The organism is Acetobacterium wieringae (genome assembly GCF_001766835.1).
In the GTDB taxonomy this organism is placed as follows: Bacteria; Bacillota; Clostridia; order Eubacteriales; family Eubacteriaceae; genus Acetobacterium; species Acetobacterium wieringae.
Map to the genome: position 1 here is coordinate 185,142 of NZ_LKEU01000033.1, position 19,231 is coordinate 204,372.

A 19,231-nucleotide genomic window follows, 5' to 3' on the forward strand; every position below is an offset into this window, starting at 1 on the left:
GACACCCGGTTAAAAGTTATCCACAATCGATATCCCTGGATAACTTCAGCAAGGGTCAACGTTCCAGAAATTTTTCAGATATTAAAAGAACCTTTTTCGAAGAAAAAGGTTCTTTTAATTTTATGGTGTCACCCATTTATTCTGTTTTTATCATACCATTGATATCGAAATCCGTAAATATAACTTTACTGATTTAGCGACCATTCAAGCAAAAAAATCAGTTTCCTCCAGGGTCAACTTGACAATCCGAAGCTCGGTCAGTTCATCACCCAGGTCATTTTTTGTGGCGATCAATTGATTTAGTCCGTTCTCCGGATAAACGCTGGCCTTGTTGATGCCAACCAGGGTAAATCCGCCATTTTCAGCCATTTTCAGATAACCTTCGGCCGCTTTTAACGCATAAAGAATCATCAACGCTGCCTAACCCTGAACCTTTTTTTCAAGCGCTGACAAAATCTTCAGGCCCTTAACACCATCACGATTCTGATAGTTGACCCAGGTCTTGAGTTTTTCCCAGGCCGCCCCATTATGAATCAGTTCCAGGGCCATTTCATAACCTTCCCGAATACTGGGCGCCTTGTCCCGTAAATACAGAATCAGTCCGGCATTTAAGGCAACAATATCTTCCCGGGTCTTGGTTTCTTTGCCTTTTAACAATCGGACAATACATAGCGCCGATTCTTCAACCGAATTAAAGGTGCGGATTTCATCCACAATTCCAGGAGTTATCAACATATCTTGTGGATTAAATGTATATTTTTCCACACTACCATCTTCTTTCAGCTCAGCAATATGGGTAGTACCGAGGGTTGAAGCCTCATCAATGGCCTGGTCGCCAACCTCGCCAAAAACCACAATGGCCCGTTTATAACCGATCTCCGCCATGATCTGGGGCACAAAATCCAGCATTTCTTTGGAGTAGACCCCTCTGACCCCATATTGCGGCAGCGCCGGGTTTGCCAGCGATGCCGAAATATTCAGCACACTGCCAAATGAAATTTGCGATAAAACCCGCCCCAAAGCTACCGGATGAACCTCCGGGCTCATCCCATTAAAAATACCAATCCCGGCCTTTTCGATGCTTTCTTTAACCAGATCGACATTAGAATCCATATCGATACCCAGGGCTTCCAGCACATCGATGGTACCACAGACCGAGGTCAAGGCCCGGGAACCGTGTTTAGCCATGGGGATTCCGGCGGCGGCGGCAATAATCGATGCCACGGTGCTGATATTGAAGGTTTTAAAACTATCCATCCCGGTGCCGCAGTTATCCACAATCGGAAACTCAGTGACCGGTTCCACCTTAAAGGTATCCACTTCATAAATCGCTTCAAAACTTCCGGCCACTTCTGCCGGGGTTGCCCCTTTCGCACTGAGGGCCGCTAAAAAAGCGCCCTGTTGCATGGCTGTTTGCTTATCACTTAATATTTCCATGAACATTTCTTTGGAATCATCTTTTGACAGGTTTTCCTTATTGATCAGCTGGGTAATCACCTGACCATAATCTTTCATGCTGATTGTTTTTTCCATTTAATTGCTCCTTTAATTTTTCTTTCTTATTTATTAATTCACTACTGCTTCGATCTCACTTTGACAGACGGCCATCACTTCATCACCACAATGGTTGAATAACCATCGCTGTTTCTAATATAGTCCATTCCCCGTTCCAGTTCTTCCAGTTTGACCCGATGAGAAATAAGTGGCCGGACATCAATTTTTCTTGATTCAAGCAGGGTTTTGGCCTTTTGACTATGCTTAACACTGCAGCCATAAGATCCGACTACGGTAATTTCCTTGTAGTGAATCCGGTTGATGTCCAGTTGGAAGTCTTCATTGCGGCTTAGTCCACTGAAATAACCGAGCGTTCCCTGTTTTCTGAGGATTTCCAGGGCCAGATCAAAGGCCTCTGGCCCTGGACAGCAGGGGATTACTCCGTCGACTCCATGACCATTGCTGCATTGCTTTAACTGATCGAGCAGATCTGGCTCATCGCCGCTAAAAACGGCATCAAATCCCAAGGCTTTGCCACGGTTACGACGCTCTTCATTGGCTTCGATCAGGATCACATTTTGGATTCCTTCCGCTTTCGCCACAAATAGGTTAAGCAGGCCCAAACGGCCGCCACCGATAATGACCAGCGCCGCTTTCCGGTTCAACTGAAGGCGATCCTGAATGTTGACACAACAGGCCAGTGGTTCAATAAACGATATTTCTTCATAAGCCAGATCATCATTCCGAATCAGATTGACAATCTTGGATTTGATCGCCTGCTTATCAATTTTGATCACTTCCTGAAAACCACCATCAAAATTAAAGCCCATAATCTTAATCTGATCACAAAGATTATCCTGACCACTTTTACAATAGTCGCAAACCCCACAGGAAATCCCCGGATGAATAGACACCCGTTGACCTACCGGATAACCATTTACATTTTTGCCTCTGGCAATGATCTCGCCGGCAATTTCATGTCCCAATACCCGAGGGTAAACCAGATCCCTTTGCCCCATGGTGGCACATTTTAAATCAGTTCGGCAAATATTGCAGGCTCTGACCTGCACCAGAATCTCGTGATCTCCACATACCGGCATGTCCTGGTCTCTTATCACCAATTCTCCCGGTCTTTCCAATACCACTGCTTTCAATTCGTCCCTCCCTTATTCTTTTGCTGCTTATAATCGCTATCTAAGCCTATTTAAAACAAAAAAAAGCCACGCCAACAAAGCGTAGACTTTCCACATCTCTCATCATCTAATTCTCCGGCAGGTCTTCTGACTCATGATCCTCATCGCTGTCGCCTTCCCATTTTTTAAACAGTGGCATCTTGACAGAAATTCCCAATTTACAGCGGCGGGCCCGTATAAGCTTCTCACTTATTTTCCTATTCTCCCCGAGGGGCACCTGAAAATGATTATTTAATTTGACTTATTATATCATAATTGCAATCCCCAATAAAACACCTTTTTGGCAACTTCAATAAATGATTCTGCCTGACAATGGGTTTTATTTATTCGGATTCTTGCTTCACTGCAACCCCTTCCTCCAGACAGATCTCCATCCCCGCATCGCTGCTGATGCTCTCAAAGATGACATCGCCCTGATTGTTTGTTAAACGCAGCCAAACCTTGGCCGTAATACTCTCGACAATCTCGCGATCCATCAGTCCATCCACCGGTGCCCGCAGCCGACCGCCACTGGCCATCTGCGCTTTAAAAGCGAGGGCCCCATTCGGACCTTCAAGTTCCCCAGCGCAGGTTCCCTTTGTGGTATCAACTTCCCATTTCTCCAGCCGGGAAAAATTATAGGTAGCAAAACGCCGGGTAATCCCGTTAAAATCAGTGAAGTAAGCAAAGAAACCGGGAAACGCCATCCCTAAAAAAGGAATATTCGCCCGTGAAAAGACAAATGATGCATTTCCCCCATCAAAATGACTGGCCTGAAGCCAGAGATAGGTTTTGGGAAAAGATCGACCATAATCTTTTTCAATATAACCGACCCCACCATTAAAATCGAGAATCTCGCCATCCAGCTCAATATCACCCTTTATTTCATGATATAAATGGATAATAGCGTGGTAGCATTCCATAAAGGGCAGTATACCAAAGGGCCCCATGATCCCCGGGTGCCTTAAACCCTTGGGAAAGGGATGGCTATTGTGAAAGGTCAACCGCCCTTTGATACTGCCTTCCGCCGTTCCGACATTTAGCGATAACCCCTGGGCGTTAAAACTATTATTCTCAATTTCCACATCAAACCGATCCGTTTTGGCATTGAACTCGGGATAGGGAAAATGATGATACCAGGTTTTTCCGGTGACAGCATTGATGACCTGGATAAAAGCCTGCCGGTTCCCCTGGGGATCGATGGCCATTCCCGGAATAATGGCAATGGCATGTTTGCGATCGGCGCTGATACATTTAAAATACCAGCCTTCAAAATAGCGGCGTTTTTTGTTTTTTCCCTGAAAATAAGCCTGCTTAATCATCAATCTTTTCCTTTCCTCAAAACGATTGCCCCATCCCGGCCGTTACTGCAGCTGGACAAAAAGCAGTACCAGGCTGGCGGCCAGCAATGAACTGGCAAAATTAACAAAGTCATTGTTGACAAAGGCCAGCCCACTATAAAGCTGATTGGGCTTATTATTATCCACCGGTTTTTCGGTCAGCTCACCGGTTTCATGGCTGATATATTTGGCCTGGAAAGCAGCACCCATAAAGCTATCCAGTACTGATCCCAGTAGCCCGCCAAAGGTAATCATCAGGATTTGCATTAATAAAAGCACCCCACTGTTGCCTGCCGCCAACTGGTAAAGACCATAGGTCAAGGCTACCACGGCCGACCCACCCAGCGAAGCCAAAAAACCCAGCGGACTGACTCCCCCGGAAAGTCCGGGGCTGACCGGTTTTAAGGTAAGTAACGAAACCGGGGCCTTCTTACTGAGAATCCCGATTTCCGAAGCCCAGGTATCGGCATTGCAGGCCGCAAAGGATGCCGCCACTGCCACCAGATAGGCGGGGTTTTGCGATAAGGCAAAGGGAATCGCCATAATCAGTGCGGCCCCACCATTGGCGCCCACTTGAACCAGATCCCGGGGGCCGGACTTGGCATGCATCCGAACCTCAATGGGATCTTTCAAGCTGGCTTTGAAATGCGATAAAAAGGTGGAGCTGAAAAAAAATACCATCAGTAACATTAAAAACAGCGTCCCTCCGGCCAGGTAAAGGCTGACGGCCAGAAAGAAGGCTCCCAGCGCCGCCGATAGGGTTAAGGCATTGCGCCTTAAGGCAAAAACAGAAACCGCCAGCGACAAAAAAATATATATCACGTGTTCCAGGGTCGATCCGGTCTGAGCTGCCAGACTATACTGTGTTAAATTTTCCACTTTGCACCTCCAATCAGACAAATAAAAAATAATAGGCTCCGGCACTGACCAGAGGCACAGTCAGATTATCGAGCCCCAACGGGGTTGCGGCTTCCAGCACGGTTGCCAGCAGCGCTAGGGTAATGGCTGGGATCAGTACCTGAGGCTGACCAGTTGCTGCCAGCAGGAGTGTCGTCACCAGAAACGAAGCGCCCAGCATGGTCAGACTGCCCGACAACGTTTTTTCGGAACCGAAGATTTGATACGGCCACTTTGGCCACCGGGTTCCCACCACGGCAGCCAGACCATCGCCGTAACCCATAATCAGAATCCCCACGCCGCCAACCACCAGGTTATTAAGCGGCCCAAAGGTAATCAGGGCCAGCAGCAATAGTGAAATGGCATAGTAGACCGTACCCAAATCACCCTTTCCGCCCCCCCGTTCCATTGACGAAAAGATCTGAAAACGATAGGACAGATAATTCAGGATCACAAAACAAGCCGGTACCACCGCTGCCCAAAAGGGGCTGTCAAAAAAGACCATCGCCAGCAGCCACCAGTTACAAACCAGAATATGAACCGCCTTGCGGCTGGCTTCCTTGCCGAAGCGCTCCAAAAATTTTGCCAGAAAAATCACACCAAACACATAGATAAACGAAACGACGATTCCCAGAATATTATTCCAGATATTTTCCATTTTATGCCTCCCTTCTCTGTCACTTATTGCCCAAAAGATGTCAGCTGTTTGTTGGCCGAAATATAGAGCAAGGCCTTTTCCCATTTGGGCACATAAATCCGCCGATCCAATAAGTGATACCGGGCTTGCCGACACCGTTTTAAAATTTTACTGTAATAAAGCAGCGACAACAACACTGGCAACCGGGCTTTTTTATCAAACACCGCCAGATTTGTTGTGATTTTTTGATAGCGGCTTTCCGCTTCAGTGGCAAGGTACTCCCATAGCTGGATCAACTCCGAGCTTGGCTCCGGTCCAGCCAAATCCTCGGGACTAACGCCCCAGGCGCTCATTAAATCCTCGGGCAGATAAATTCGCTGCAAGCGATAGTCGGTGCCCACATCACGCAAAATATTGGTCAGCTGCATGGCAATCCCCAGTTCCACCGACAAGGCCTCTGCTTCCATGGTTACCGGCTCCGCCAACAGCGGACAAAGCATTAAACCTACTGTACCCGCCACCAGGTAGCAATAGTCAAGCAGATGATTAAAGGTCTCCGGCTGTTTAAATTCAACATCCTGAAGCTGACCAATCAGCATTTCCTGAAAAGGTCGGATATTTAGCGGAAAATGGTCAAACGCCCAGCGCAATGCCCGCCACATCGGTTCATCCGGGGTTTCTCCGGCCTCAAAAGCTGCCAGCTTGACCGCCATCGCTTTAACCACCTCCGGATTGTTATCGACATCAATGGCGTCATCGGCAATCCGGCAGAAGGCATAAATGGCAAACACCGCCTGGGCCTGTTCTCGGGGTAATTTTTGGAAGGCTCGATAAAAACTGCTGGAATTATTTTGAATCAGGGTTTCGCACCAGTTTAAATCCTTTTGAATCGCTTCTTCGATCATTTTAAATCCCTCACCACTTCGGCCACGGTAATCTTGGCCGAGGTCAATACAATCGGCACACCCGCCCCGGGATGGGCGCTGGAACCGGTAAAATACAGGTTTTGATACTTCATCGCCTTGGGCTGAGGCCGCCAGTAATTGCTCTGCAAAAGGGTTGGCCGCAGCCCAAAGGTCGCTCCGAACAGAGCATTGAAGTCATCCCGGAAATCAAGGGGGGTATAGTTTTTTTCAAAGATGATATGGTCTTCAAAATCTGCCAGGGGTTTGATCTGGCGAATTTTATCCATGGCCTGTTGACGGTAGCCAGCCACGACCTGCTGATCGTTCCAGTCCAGTGGGCCATCTTTTAAATTGGGTACCGGCACCAGGACATAAAGGCCCAGTTGCCCCGGAGGGGCCAGGCTCTCATCCAGTAGCGCCGGTGCATAAACATAGATGGACGGATCCCCCGGAAAGCGTCCGGCAAAAATATCGTCAAGATTTCCTTTAAAATCCTGTGAAAAAACCAGATTGTGAACGTTGAGGCCGGGAAAGTCCCGTTTGTCGAGACCCAGATAGAGCATGTAGGCTGAACAGGAATAGTCCAGCGCCTCGACCTTGGTGGGTTGATATTTTTTGTGTCTGAAATCATCTGGCAGTAGGACTTTCATGGCATAGGGAAAATCCGCCGAACAAACCACCCCATCAGCGGTTTGCTCCTGACCCCCAACGGTGACACTACGAGCCCGGTTTCCATCAAAATTAATCCGCTCAACCGGGGCATTAAGAACCAGCTTACCGCCCATTTCCAAAAACAGTTTTTCCATCGCCAGGGCCATGGCCCGCATTCCACCTTTTAAAAACCAGACTCCATAGGTCAGTTCAATCATAGGAATGATCGTATAGATCGAAGGCCCGTTAAAGGGCGAGATGCCAATATAAAGGGTCTGAAAGCTCAGCAGTTCCTTGAGCTTTTGATCCTTGACAAACTTCCCGACCGAGTCAAAAGCATTGTCAAAGGTGCGCAGCCGCAGCCCCGCCAGTAGGGTTTTCGGATTATAAAAATCACTGGCGTTGCGGAACGAACGCTCAATAAAATGTTCCTTGGCCACCAGGTAGCGTTGATAGACATCGGCCAGATAGGCCAGATAACCCTGGGTTTCTGCTTCACCCACCGACTCCAGGGTTTTAATCAAGCTGCTTAGTTCTGAAGACGCCTCATGGGTGGTGCCATCGCCAAAATATACCTTGTAAATGGGATCCAGCCGTTCCATCTGGAGATAATCGGCCGGATTCCGGCCACAAACACTAAAGACTTCATTATATATCTGGGGCATCATCAAGATGGTCGGGCCCAGATCAAAGGTAAAACCCTCTCCGGAAATGACCCCCATCCGTCCCCCGACCTGGTCATTTTTCTCATATAGCTCAACTTCAAAACCCTCATTTAACAACCGCAGGGCGCTGGCGAGGCCACTGACTCCAGCTCCGATGACGATGATCTTCTTTCTGCTCATACTTTCTCATCCCTTCATTTCAAATCTGTTTGTTTTTATACCCGAAACAATTCAAAAAACACCCTGGTTACCCAGGGTATCGGCAGGCTGAAACCTTTCCCAAACAGTTTTTCGATCCAGGGGACTCAGCGCTATATAAAATGCGACTGGTTTATTATAGTTTTCCCAATACTTCTTCCACATCCGGCAAGGTTCGGATTTCATATTTTTTAACCCAGATCACCATCCCCACTTCATTGATCAGGATATTGGCCCGTTTGGAAGCGCCATGTTCGGGGCTGAAGATCCCATAGGCCCGGGCAACCGCCCCCAGGGGATTAAAATCCGAGAGGATCTTGAGCTGTTTTAGACATAACGCCCGGGCCCATACTGATTTGCATGGCTGGGGATCAACACTGAGACCCAATACCACGGTGTTCTTTTCGGCAAAACGATCGGCATTGCGATCAAGGGAACGCATCTGATCGGTGCATACCGAGGTCCAGGCCAAAGGATGCCAGGATAAAAGCACCTTTTTCCCTTTAAACTGACTCAGGGTGACCAGCTCCCCATTTTGATCCACCAACGCAAAATCTGGCGCCATGGCCCCTAATTGAATGATCTCTGTCATATCTGATTCCTCCTTAAATTTATTATGGTTAACTTTTATTTTCCTGATTATTGCTTGACACTGCGATTTCCAGTTGTACCGGTAAACCTTCATCGGCGATCATGTTAAGAAAGATTCTGACGATTTCCGGGTCAAACTGAGTGCCAGAACAACCTTTTAGCTCACTGATGGCGTAGGACAGATCATTAGCCTTTTTATAACTGCGGCTGTGGGTCATGACATCAAAGGAATCAATCACGTTGATGATCCGACCCAGGTAGGGAATTGTTTCCCCTTTTAGCCCATTGGGATAGCCGCTACCATCATATTTTTCATGGTGAGCCAGAATATCCTCGGCAATATGTTCCAGTGCGGGGGTTGACTTGGCAATCCGATAGCCGATTTCCGGATGGGTTTTAATGATTTCCCATTCTTCTTTACTAAGTTTAGACGGTTTATCAAGAATATATTCCGGAATCCCGATTTTGCCGATATCATGGAGCAGCGATAACAGCTCCAGTTCGTCCAGCTGATCCTTGCGGAGATTTAAACGGCTGCCCAGGGCTTTACTCAACTGGGTAATCCGCATGGTATGCGCTTCAGTCTCCGTGCTTTTTTCATGGAGGGTGCGGGCCAGCGATCGGATTGTGGCATTCCGGGAACTGCTGCTTTCCATCAGCTTATTACGATACATCCGATTTTCGGCCAGATTCAACACATCTTCCGGCCTTTTCAGATCCACATTGCTTTCTGCATAACCCATGGCTAAACTGACATTTAAGTGAAACTCCCGGATTTTATCCGTTTCATCGGTGATCTCCCGGATCAGCTGACAGACACCTTCCTGATCGATGTCCTTAAGTAAAATGACAAACTCATCACCTGGCCATCGGGAAATAAAATCGGTGGGCCGACAAATCCGCCGCAGCACATTACTCACTGCCACCATGACCTGATCCCCCTCCTGATGGCCAAAGGCATCGTTGGTCAGCTTGAGACCGTTGATATCACACATGATAATAAAATAGTGGGGATTTTGCTGCTGACTGAGAACCTCAAACTGTTTTTTCATGTAAGCCCGGTTTTTGAGCCGGGTCAGGGGATCTGAATAACTCAAAAAGAGAATTTCTTCTTCATTGATCTTTCTTCTGGTGATATTCGAAAGGGTACTGATAAAACGAATCGGCTCATTGTTCTGATCACGCTGAACCACCTTGCCACGATGGGAAACCCAGATCACGCCATAATGTTCCGACATTACCCGGTATTCTCCCTCAAAGTAGTCTACCTTACCACAGAGCATATCCATAAAGCTACTTTCCAACCGGTTTTTGCAATCCCCATGTATTTTTAAAAAATAATCCTCATAAAGCTGACGGCCATCTTTCCCCTGGTAGCCGATTAACTGTTTCCACTCAGGGCTGATATAAGCTTCTTTTTTTTGCAGCCAGACATCCAGATACCCGTCATTGGTAGCTTCCATGATCAGACGATAGCGTTCATCCATCATTTTAATCTGCTGATTCGCCTGATCAATTTCCTGAAGCATCTGATTGGTGGAAACCGCCAGCGTTTTAAGCTCGTCCTGCCCTTCCATACTGATCGATAGGGAGGTATCCCGTTTTATCCCCACTTCTTTGGTAAAGGCGATCAGTTTTTCGATTCTTTTTAGAAAATAGCGATTCACGATTAAATAATCTATACCCAGCACCAGTAACAATAAGACAATAAAGCTGACCATAAAGAGATTAAATTGGTGCTTGACAAAGCTATAGTTTTCTTCAATCCGGGAAATCGTCATGACAAGGGTTTCTTCGCCACTGCCATCCGTGAGGAGTCGACTGGCGGTGAGATAGGGCTTGCCATCAAACTCTCTTTTGCTAATTTGATTTTTGAGAATGGTGGCCGCCGCTCCCGCTTCTCTCAATTCCACATTGACGCCTGTTAAGGATTCAATGTAAGCCGTCATTTCGTCATCAAAGGTTCTGACCATCACCAGACTACCATTACTGACCGCATTATGATTGGAATTGTTAACCCGCCCGGTGGCGATCAAATAGGCCTGTCCTTCCAGCATCATCAAATGTGTTGTGACATCTGCATTATCCGTCAACAGTCCGGTATAAAAGTTATTCCGGGTAATTTTTTCAATCAGGGCCGCCGTCTGTTCTGCGGTCAGGTCATAATCGTCAGCCCCAACCACCACACCGCTTTGGTTGACAAAGAGCATCATGTTTAAATCAAGGTTTTCCATGGTCTCGTCATTCAGATTGACGGTCACATAATCCGGATTATGATCGTTGATAAAATTATAGGTATCATCCCAATAGGCCCAATCCTTCAAAATGCTGTTAAAACTTCTTTTTCGTTGTCAATAATCGTCTCAACCATTTCAAAATCGTTCTTCATCTGATTTTTCTGGGCTTCATCAACATAGCCGTAAAAAACCCAATAAAAAATTCCGTAGGTTACCCCCAGAAGCACTGCAGCACTGCAAAGGGCGATTATTATTATTTTGTATTTCAATTTCATCTGACACCATCTCGGTCTTCTTCTATGACCCGTTTTTATTTGTCAATCGTTTTTATTTTATCAGCAACGGTGATTTGTTCAAAATCAATTCTCCCGTTAATCATTGATCTCTTTCTGATACATTCGACAATTATTCAAACTTTATCATTGTCGTTTTCTGATTGTATCAGTATACCAGCGTTTTTATCACATAAACGATCCTTGACCTTATCATAACAATAATCAAACAAAAATGACAGTCCTTATTTGTAAATTCCACTGCAATTTTTGACCTGATCCCCGATCTATATACAGGCCTTTGGGGACACCCGATAAAAATGCACTTATGGCCGTGCTGTTGGTATAGTCCCCCTGGGGGCACTTATTTCGAACCAACCCGATCGACTCTTACATCTTGACATTTTCATTTTCCATGATATAATGCTGACAATTAAATATTTTTTGCGGGGGGACTTATTGTTGAGAAGGTTAAAACCTGACCCTTTGAACCTGTTAGTTAATACTAACGTAGGGAGGCAAGGCGTTTTAGCTTAATTTCTAATACGTACCGTTGGTGCTTTCCTATTGTGGAAGGCACTTTTTTATTACCCCAGATTTTAAATCAGAAAGGAAACGCTTGTGAAAAATTACCAAACCCAAATGGAGGCGGCAAAAAAGGGGATTATCACCCCGGAAATGAAAACCGTGGCCCAAAAAGAAGGCCTTGATGTGACCAAACTGATGGCTTTGGTCGCCTGTGGCCAGGTTGCCATCCCGGCCAATGTCCGACATCTCACCCTGTCGCCGGAAGGCATCGGTACTGGTCTGAGAACCAAAATCAATGTCAATCTGGGGGTCTCGGGGGATTGTAACGATTATAGTCTGGAGCTTGAAAAGGTCAAATTGTCCCTGAAATTTGGGGCCGAAGCGATTATGGATTTAAGTAATTATGGAAAAACCAATACCTTTAGAAAACAACTGCTTGAATTGTCGCCGGCAATGATCGGTACGGTTCCGATGTATGATGCCATCGGCTACCTGGAAAAAGATCTGCAGGCGATTACCGCCCAGGATTTCATGCGGGTGGTTCGGGCCCACGCCGAAGAAGGGGTGGACTTTATGACCATCCACGCCGGAATCAATAAGCGGGCGGTGGAAGCCTTTAAGCGGTCGGGTCGACGCACCAATATTGTCTCCCGGGGTGGCTCACTGATCTTTGCCTGGATGGAAATGACCGGCAACGAAAATCCCTTTTATGAATATTACGACGAGTTTTTAGAAATCCTCCGGGAGTTTGATGTCACCATCAGCTTGGGGGATGCCCTGCGCCCGGGCTGTATTGACGACAGCTCTGATGCTTCCCAGCTCAGCGAACTGATTGAACTGGGTCATCTGACCAAACGGGCCTGGGCTAAAGACGTTCAGGTAATGGTTGAAGGCCCGGGCCATATGGGCATCAACGAGATTGCCGCCAATATGGTTATTCAAAAAAGGCTGTGTCACAATGCCCCCTTCTATGTCCTCGGTCCGCTGGTCACCGATGTGGCTCCAGGCTATGATCATATTACCGCCGCCATTGGCGGTGCCATCGCTGCTGCTAACGGCGCCGATTTTCTTTGTTATGTGACGCCAGCCGAACATTTACGGCTGCCCGATATCAATGATGTCAAGGACGGTATCATCGCTACCAAGATTGCCGCTCACGCCGCCGACATTGCCAAGGGCGTTCCCAAAGCCCGGGACTGGGATAATATAATGTCCGATGCCCGACGCCAGATTGACTGGGAAACCATGTTTGAGCTGGCCATTGATGGCGAAAAAGCCCAGGCTTATTATGAAAGCACCCCCACCGAAGAAAAACATAGCTGCTCAATGTGCGGGAAAATGTGTGCGGTGCGCACCACCAATATGATTCTGGATGGTCAAACCGTGTCCCTGCACGCTGAGAATTAATCAACTTTATTCGTTTTTTGATCAATTTTAGCTTATCTTTTTTCTTAATCAGCCGATATCCATGTTAGCGGATTGCGTCTATTTCTTGCGTAATCATTTCGTAAAAACATGGAGGTGGATTTATGAAAATCGAAAGTTCAAACGTTACAATGGCCAGCCAAAGCAGTTATAAGGAAGCCACCAAAACGGTCGAATCCTTGCGTAGCTGGGATGCTCAGGGCAACTCTAAAACGACAACCACAACCATTTCTTCAGCAAAGGGAATGGATACCCTTGAAATATCAGAAGCGGCTAAAAATCTGCAGTTAAACAACCCGGCGCCACTATCGGCGGCCCCAGCCGAAGAGGAGGAAACCTCCTCCCTGACCAGTAAGGAAGAACAACAGCTGACCCTGCTAAAACGGATGATTGAGGCACTGACCAAGAAAAAAATCAGATTTGTGGTGCCCAAAAAAGCCACTCTGGAAGACCCGAAAATGAGTCAGGCGATCCAAAGTGCCTATTCCACCCGGAGTTCACTGCTGAGTGCTGCCGCCGGATGGGCTCAGGGTTTAGCCGGTGCACAACCCCGCAACAGCGTTCCTGCCAGTGGTGGCTTTGAATACCATCAGAGTGTCACCCACTATGAAGCCCAGAGCACGTCATTTCAGGCCCAGGCAGCCGTCACAACTGCCGATGGCCGACAGATCAATATCGATCTGCAATTAAATCTCAGTCGGGAATTCATCTCCCAGTCCAATCTGGATATCAAAGCTGGCAATGAACCCGTTCAAGTCGACCCGCTGGTCATCAATTTCGGAACTGGCAGTGCCTCACTCTCTGAGCAAAAATATGCCTTTGATATTGATGCCAACGGCAGCCTCGACCAAATTTCTTTTGTCGGTCCCGGCAGCGGCTTTCTGGCCCTGGATCTCAATGAAGACGGCACTATTAATGACGGCAGCGAACTCTTCGGGCCGCAAAGCGGCAACGGTTTTGACGATCTGGCTAAGTACGATACCGATGGCAATAACTGGATCGATGAAAATGATGCTATTTATGACAAATTGCAAATCTGGTCCAAAGATGCTGCTGGTAAAGATGTTTTGATGGCTCTGGGCCAAAAAGGGATCGGTGCCATTTATCTGGGTAACGTCAATACCAGCTTTGCCCTTAAAGGCGCCAACAATCAGACTAACGGCCAACTCCAGCGCACCGGGATCTATTTAAACGAAAATGGTTCGGCCGGAACCATCCAGCATATCGATCTGACGATCTGACACCTGCGATGAATCAAATCATGGCCAGACCCAATCAAAAGAGGTTTTGTTAATTATGATTGACAAAACCTCTTTTTAATGTTAAAAATTGAAATAAAACGAATCTGACGAGGCCATTATGAAACAACGTAATAAAGTCGGACTGCTCATCTCACTGATTATCCTCATTGGTATTGTGGCGATTGTGTTCTTCAGCTTTACCACCTACAGCAAAATCATTAAAGATGATGTGCTCAATATTTCCAAACTCACCTCCACCAATATTTATTCGGAAATCAATAACGAACTGACCAAACCGATTTTTGTCAGCCTGACCATGGCTAATGACAGCTTTGTCAAACAGTGGCTAGCCCAGGAAGACCCGCAACGCAATCCAGAAATCATTGATTATCTGGAAGGTATCCGAAGCAAATATAATTATCATTCCGTCTTTCTGATTTCTGCCCAATCACTGAATTATTTTCATTACAACGGCTTGTTTAAAACCATTTCACCCCAGGATGACCATGATCAATGGTACTATGATTTTATCAATCAGGATAAGCTTTATGTATTGGACGTGGATCAGGATCAGGTCGATAACCAGCGCCTTACCATCTTTATCAATTGCAAAATCCTTGACGAACAGGGCAACTTGATGGGGGTGGCCGGGGTTGGCATTGAAATGACCTATGTTCAGGAACTGCTGGAAAATTTTGAACGGGACTATGACCTGGAAGCCTTTCTGGTTGATGAAACGGGTTTGATCCAGGCCCACACCAATCCCAATCTGATTGAAAATCAAAACATCAACGATCTCGACATCTATGCTGCAATCGGACCGGAGCTCTATAATAAAACCGATGCCATCAACGTCTTTAACGATGATGACTTATATAATCAGCAATATATCATCAGTCATTACATTGAAGAGTTGGACTGGACGCTAATCGTCCGAAAAGATACCTCGGAACTGGCCCAGTCTTTTAATCAGCAATTGTATTATGATCTCTTTGTTGTGATCCTGGTGCTGACCTCGGTGCTGATTATTGTTCAGCGGATTATCAAAAAAAATGACCAGCAAATGAAGAAGCTGGCCTTGCTCGATAATCTGGGTATCCTCTCCAATCGCAAGGATTTTGATCAGCATTTAACAGCCACCCTGGCCCAAAGCGATGAGACCCGGGGTGCCTGGTCCGTTTTCTTAATGGATCTGGATCATTTTAAAGACGTTAACGATACCTACGGCCATTTACAGGGGGACAAGATTTTAATCCATGTGATGACCCTGTGTAAGGCCGCCCTCAGTGATCATCTGATCACCCGTTGGGGTGGTGACGAATTCAGCGGCATCATTTACCTTGCTGGAGTTTTGGCGGCTGAAAAAATGGAGGCGTTGCGGCTTGAAATTGTCAATGATCCCATGCTTTCCGAATTCAATATCACCGTCAGCATCGGAATAACCCAGGCAATCGATATTGATACCGAAGATACCATCCTCCGTCGCGCCGATAAAGCCCTTTATGAGTCCAAAAGTAGTGGCAAAAACCAGGTGACGCTGCTCTAAAAATAACGATAAAAGGATGAATCAGGCGATTCATCCTTTTTATTTGTTACGTTTTGATAATCTTGTAGATTTGGGTAAAGACCTGCTTTTTAAATGTCTCAAAACCGGCTGCTGTGAGGGGGGTTGGATAGGTCATCAGCTTCAGCGGAATTTTTTTACTCATATCGCCCCGATAAACTGGCTGGTCATAACCATATTGAGATAAATGAAAGCCCAGCCGCAAATAGAAATGAATGCGTCTTAAATTGGTTTCTGTTTTTTCATCTTCCACTTCAATGACCACCGGTTTTTCCGCCTGGGATAAGAACGCCCGCATCATCCCAGAACCGATGCCACCACCCCGAAGTCTTAAATCCACCGCAAAATGTTCCACAAAAATACGGGTTCCCAAATCCCACCGGGCAATAAAACCAAGCATTTGATCTGCTTCATTTTTTGAAATCAAAATGCTGTATCGGGGATCTCGCAGCTGAGCTTTTGCATTTTTCGGCGGCCTGACTTCCTCCACGGGAAAAGCTTCCTCCATCAGCGCATATACTTTTTCAAAGTCCTTTTCTGCCAATTTTAACAGTTCGATTCGTTCCACACCCTTTCTGCTATTTTTTTCGCCACAACCCACTTACCAGCTTTTAAGAAAAATTAGGGTATCCACGTAACGATTATCTTTTAGTCGGTAACCATCTTTAATGGTTCCGATGATTTTAAAGCCCAGCTTTAAGTACAGGGTGATGGCCGGATAATTGGTGGATACCACGGCATTAAACTGAAGCCCCTTAAAACCCTTATCCTGGCTACGCTTAAGGCAATCTTCCACCAGCTGGCGTCCGATGCCCTTCCCCCGATAGGCCGGTTTAACCCCAAACGAGGCATTGGCAATATGCCCGCAGCGGCCAATATTATTGGGATGCAGGATATAGAGTCCAACAACTTCATTGTCCTGGAAAGCACACACCGTGGCGGTCTGCTGGGCAAACATTGCGGCTGCTTCCGCTTCACAAAGTACCTGATCCCCGGGAAAACTATTGGCTTCCTCAACAATAAAATTCCATATTGCAGCGGCCTGCTTTAAATCGGCCTGACTTAATGGTCTCATTTCGATGTTCATAAGCACCTCCTAAACGATCATTTATTTTTAAACACTACTGATTAATTCGTTTCACTTCATTAATATAGCATAAATCGGCATTTTCACCAACCCCATACGATCTGACGGTATTGTAAAACCTGCTCAATAAATTACAGTTTCTATTATTTTTTACGATTATTTTTGATTTATTTTAAAAACTCCGCTATAATGTGAGTCAATAAGGGCAGTAAGAACATCGCCTGACGCCGTGAATCGGCTTTATCTGCACATTAATGCTGCCGTTGCCTTCTTGCCGCCAATCGGATTCTCTGCGATCATACCATTCTTCCGCTGTTTTGCCGTATTCTTTCCAGAAAGGATTAATTAAGATGGAACCTGATCTGAATAAACTAAAAGATAATTGGACAAACTTTGTTGAACATGGCATTCTCGATAGCAACACCCGGCCAATTATTAAACGTTCCTGGGAATACTGTCAAGAAATCAACCTGGATGTGAACGCTGGTAAGGGCGAAAGCATTGATGCCTGCCAGCTGGCCCAGGTTCTGGCCCAAAACCGGGAACTCATCAAAATCGCCCAGCCGATTATGCAGAATCTTTATGAAATCGTTTTATCCTCCCATTTTGTACTGGTTTTAACTGACAAAAACGGCGTCCTCCTGGACACCATCGGTGATGAGGTGGTCAGTATGCGGGCTTCCGAGTTGCGGTTTTTAAAGGGCACCGTTTGGACCAATGCGGCGGTGGGCTCCAACGCCATCGGCATCGCCCTGGATGAAGATGGCCCGGTTCACGTGGTCGGTGCTGAGCACTATTGTGTTTCCCACCATACCTGGACCTGTTCGGCCACCACCATTCACAATGTCAAGGGCGAAATCATCGGCGTTCTTAATATGTCCGGGGAAAGCCATAAGCTCCACTCCCATACCCTGGGAATCGTAGTGGCGGCGGCCTACAGCATCGAGAATGAACTGGCACTTTCTCATACCTACCGGTCCATGTCAGCCTCGCTGGACAGCACTGAAGATGGGATTCTGGTCACCGATGAAAACCTCAATCTGCAGTGGATGAATGTCGGCGCCCAGAAGGTCCTGCGGATAAATATGGATGAATTTAATACGATCGGCTTTAAAAAAATCTTTAAAAAAATGGACATAGGCTGTGAAATCTGGAATAGTGATGAAACCACCCATTACTATACCGATGTCACCGCCCATATCGGCAGCCAGAAAATTCAGTGCAGCGCCAATATTTCAAGAATTCTGGAAAACGATCAGATTCAGGGCTACTCCATCGGCATCCGGGAGATCAAGCATCTTCACAGCGCCGTCAACCGGGTCAGCGGCAACGTCGCCATCTATACCTTTTCCGACATCATCACCCAAAACCCTCAGATGCGGATGATTATCAAAACGGCTGAAAAAATGGCCCGTTTTAAAAAGTGTATCCTGATCGAAGGCGAAAGCGGTACTGGTAAAGAAATGTTTGCCCATGCCATTCACCGGGCCAGTGCCTTTTCCCAAGGCCCCTTTATTGTCGTCAACTGCGCCTGCCTGCCCCGGGATCTGGTCGAGAGCGAACTGTTTGGCTATTGCAAAGGAGCCTTTACCGGGGCGCTTAACGAAGGCAAGCCGGGAAAATTTGAACTGGCCGAAGGCGGTACCATTTTTCTTGATGAAATCGGCGAAATGCCACTGGAAGTTCAGGCCAAACTGCTCCGGGTGGTGGAAACCTGTACCGTTTCCCGGATCGGCAGCCAAACCGAACGCAAGCTGAATATCCGCATTATCGCTGCCACCAACCGTAATCTGGAGCAGGAAGTTAAAAACAAAAGCTTCCGGGAAGATCTCTATTTCCGTCTCAATGTGATTTATCTGCACATTCCACCGCTGCGGGTGCGGGGCGATGATATTGTCTGGGCCGCTTCCCACTTCCTCGATCGCCTCAATCGGGAATATCCGGAGCATAATAAAAGCTTGTCCAAAGAATTTCTGGAAGGTCTGAAGCTGCATCCCTGGCCGGGCAATGTCAGAGAACTGCAGAATTACATCGAACGAACCTTTTACCTCTGTCCCGAGCCGATTATCTCCAGCGATTACCTGCCGACCCCGCCCCCCCGTCAGTTCGTCGAAACCAGTGTCCTGCCAATGGCCACCGGCCCGACCCTGGATGACCTGGTCAAGGCCAATCTGGAGAAAATCCTCAAAGAAACCCATGGCTGTGTGGAAGCCTCCGCCGAAATGATGGGTCTGAGCCGGGCTTCGCTGTACCGCAAAATAAAAAAATACAAGATCGATATCAAGGATTTCCGTTATCTGTCGCAAATGTGAGATTTTTCTCATTTT

Annotated in this window: 17 protein-coding genes and 2 riboswitches; of the genes, 4 read left to right on the forward strand and 13 right to left on the reverse strand. The window is 46.8% G+C overall.

The window, feature by feature from the left end:
* Positions 1-204: 204 nt before the first annotated feature.
* The 11 genes from ACWI_RS11990 to ACWI_RS12040 all read right to left on the reverse strand — a co-directional run bounded on the left by ACWI_RS11990 (position 205) and on the right by ACWI_RS12040 (position 11,062).
* Positions 205-411, reverse strand: coding sequence for a hypothetical protein (locus ACWI_RS11990; RefSeq protein ID WP_070371674.1), 207 nt, complete (start codon positions 409-411; stop codon positions 205-207).
* Between the two features lie 9 nt (positions 412-420).
* Complete coding sequence (gene trpD, locus ACWI_RS11995; protein WP_070371675.1) at positions 421-1,533, reverse strand: anthranilate phosphoribosyltransferase; 1,113 nt, start codon at positions 1,531-1,533, stop codon at positions 421-423.
* A gap of 74 nt (positions 1,534-1,607) precedes the next feature.
* Positions 1,608-2,639, reverse strand: coding sequence for an alcohol dehydrogenase catalytic domain-containing protein (locus tag ACWI_RS12000; protein ID WP_242871619.1), 1,032 nt, complete (start codon positions 2,637-2,639; stop codon positions 1,608-1,610).
* A 108-nt stretch (positions 2,640-2,747) separates the two neighbouring features.
* Positions 2,748-2,923, reverse strand: a riboswitch (cobalamin riboswitch).
* 87 nt (positions 2,924-3,010) lie between these two features.
* On the reverse strand, positions 3,011-3,988 hold the full coding sequence (locus ACWI_RS12005; RefSeq protein ID WP_070371677.1) for a tocopherol cyclase family protein: 978 nt from the start codon (positions 3,986-3,988) through the stop codon (positions 3,011-3,013).
* Positions 3,989-4,030: 42 nt separating this feature from the next.
* Positions 4,031-4,885: a DUF92 domain-containing protein gene (locus tag ACWI_RS12010; RefSeq protein ID WP_070371678.1), complete on the reverse strand. Its 855-nt coding sequence runs from the start codon at positions 4,883-4,885 to the stop codon at positions 4,031-4,033.
* A gap of 13 nt (positions 4,886-4,898) precedes the next feature.
* A complete protein-coding gene (locus tag ACWI_RS12015; protein WP_070371679.1) occupies positions 4,899-5,561 on the reverse strand; it encodes a diacylglycerol/polyprenol kinase family protein in 663 nt (220 codons plus the stop codon).
* A 23-nt stretch (positions 5,562-5,584) separates the two neighbouring features.
* Complete coding sequence (locus tag ACWI_RS12020; RefSeq protein WP_070371680.1) at positions 5,585-6,445, reverse strand: phytoene/squalene synthase family protein; 861 nt, start codon at positions 6,443-6,445, stop codon at positions 5,585-5,587.
* A complete protein-coding gene (locus ACWI_RS12025) occupies positions 6,442-7,941 on the reverse strand; it encodes a phytoene desaturase family protein (RefSeq protein ID WP_070371681.1) in 1,500 nt (499 codons plus the stop codon). The genes ACWI_RS12020 and ACWI_RS12025 overlap by 4 nt, the downstream gene beginning before the upstream one ends.
* A gap of 154 nt (positions 7,942-8,095) precedes the next feature.
* Positions 8,096-8,551, reverse strand: a complete 456-nt coding sequence (locus tag ACWI_RS12030) for a redoxin domain-containing protein (protein ID WP_070371682.1) — start codon at positions 8,549-8,551, stop codon at positions 8,096-8,098.
* Between the two features lie 28 nt (positions 8,552-8,579).
* The gene (locus ACWI_RS12035; protein WP_070371683.1) at positions 8,580-10,874 is read right to left on the reverse strand and encodes an HD domain-containing phosphohydrolase; all 2,295 of its coding nucleotides are present in this window, start codon (positions 10,872-10,874) and stop codon (positions 8,580-8,582) included.
* Positions 10,871-11,062: a hypothetical protein gene (locus ACWI_RS12040; protein WP_070371684.1), complete on the reverse strand. Its 192-nt coding sequence runs from the start codon at positions 11,060-11,062 to the stop codon at positions 10,871-10,873. The genes ACWI_RS12035 and ACWI_RS12040 overlap by 4 nt, the downstream gene beginning before the upstream one ends.
* A 435-nt stretch (positions 11,063-11,497) precedes the next feature.
* Positions 11,498-11,594, forward strand: a riboswitch (TPP riboswitch).
* Positions 11,595-11,701: 107 nt separating this feature from the next.
* Between ACWI_RS12040 and thiC the strand changes: the two genes are divergently transcribed.
* The 3 genes from thiC (at position 11,702) to ACWI_RS12055 (ending at position 15,799) form a co-directional block, all read left to right on the forward strand.
* Positions 11,702-12,994, forward strand: a complete 1,293-nt coding sequence (gene thiC / locus ACWI_RS12045) for a phosphomethylpyrimidine synthase ThiC (protein ID WP_070371761.1) — start codon at positions 11,702-11,704, stop codon at positions 12,992-12,994.
* Between the two features lie 122 nt (positions 12,995-13,116).
* Positions 13,117-14,253 carry a hypothetical protein gene (locus ACWI_RS12050; RefSeq protein ID WP_070371685.1) on the forward strand — a complete coding sequence of 379 codons (1,137 nt, stop codon included), beginning with the start codon at positions 13,117-13,119 and terminating at the stop codon, positions 14,251-14,253.
* A 118-nt stretch (positions 14,254-14,371) separates the two neighbouring features.
* The gene (locus ACWI_RS12055) at positions 14,372-15,799 is read left to right on the forward strand and encodes a sensor domain-containing diguanylate cyclase (protein ID WP_084633661.1); all 1,428 of its coding nucleotides are present in this window, start codon (positions 14,372-14,374) and stop codon (positions 15,797-15,799) included.
* Positions 15,800-15,845: 46 nt separating this feature from the next.
* Here the strand turns inward: ACWI_RS12055 and ACWI_RS12060 are convergent, their stop codons facing one another.
* Complete coding sequence (locus ACWI_RS12060) at positions 15,846-16,385, reverse strand: GNAT family N-acetyltransferase (protein WP_139142366.1); 540 nt, start codon at positions 16,383-16,385, stop codon at positions 15,846-15,848.
* A gap of 33 nt (positions 16,386-16,418) precedes the next feature.
* Positions 16,419-16,904, reverse strand: coding sequence for a GNAT family N-acetyltransferase (locus ACWI_RS12065; RefSeq protein ID WP_070371687.1), 486 nt, complete (start codon positions 16,902-16,904; stop codon positions 16,419-16,421).
* A 350-nt stretch (positions 16,905-17,254) separates the two neighbouring features.
* Between ACWI_RS12065 and ACWI_RS12070 the strand changes: the two genes are divergently transcribed.
* Complete coding sequence (locus tag ACWI_RS12070) at positions 17,255-19,216, forward strand: sigma-54-dependent Fis family transcriptional regulator (RefSeq protein ID WP_070371688.1); 1,962 nt, start codon at positions 17,255-17,257, stop codon at positions 19,214-19,216.
* The last annotated feature ends 15 nt before the right edge of the window (positions 19,217-19,231 follow it).

Coding starts and splice junctions, on each gene's coding strand:
- ACWI_RS11990 (WP_070371674.1), bottom strand. CDS start 411: ATGATTCTTTATGCGTTAAAAGCGGCCGAAGGTTATCTGAAAATGGCT.
- ACWI_RS12030 (WP_070371682.1), bottom strand. CDS start 8,551: ATGACAGAGATCATTCAATTAGGGGCCATGGCGCCAGATTTTGCGTTG.
- ACWI_RS12025 (WP_070371681.1), bottom strand. CDS start 7,941: ATGAGCAGAAAGAAGATCATCGTCATCGGAGCTGGAGTCAGTGGCCTC.
- trpD (WP_070371675.1), bottom strand. CDS start 1,533: ATGGAAAAAACAATCAGCATGAAAGATTATGGTCAGGTGATTACCCAG.
- ACWI_RS12050 (WP_070371685.1), top strand. CDS start 13,117: ATGAAAATCGAAAGTTCAAACGTTACAATGGCCAGCCAAAGCAGTTAT.
- ACWI_RS12020 (WP_070371680.1), bottom strand. CDS start 6,445: ATGATCGAAGAAGCGATTCAAAAGGATTTAAACTGGTGCGAAACCCTG.
- ACWI_RS12005 (WP_070371677.1), bottom strand. CDS start 3,988: ATGATTAAGCAGGCTTATTTTCAGGGAAAAAACAAAAAACGCCGCTAT.
- thiC (WP_070371761.1), top strand. CDS start 11,702: ATGGAGGCGGCAAAAAAGGGGATTATCACCCCGGAAATGAAAACCGTG.
- ACWI_RS12055 (WP_084633661.1), top strand. CDS start 14,372: ATGAAACAACGTAATAAAGTCGGACTGCTCATCTCACTGATTATCCTC.
- ACWI_RS12040 (WP_070371684.1), bottom strand. CDS start 11,062: ATGAAATTGAAATACAAAATAATAATAATCGCCCTTTGCAGTGCTGCA.
- ACWI_RS12065 (WP_070371687.1), bottom strand. CDS start 16,904: ATGAACATCGAAATGAGACCATTAAGTCAGGCCGATTTAAAGCAGGCC.
- ACWI_RS12070 (WP_070371688.1), top strand. CDS start 17,255: ATGGAACCTGATCTGAATAAACTAAAAGATAATTGGACAAACTTTGTT.
- ACWI_RS12015 (WP_070371679.1), bottom strand. CDS start 5,561: ATGGAAAATATCTGGAATAATATTCTGGGAATCGTCGTTTCGTTTATC.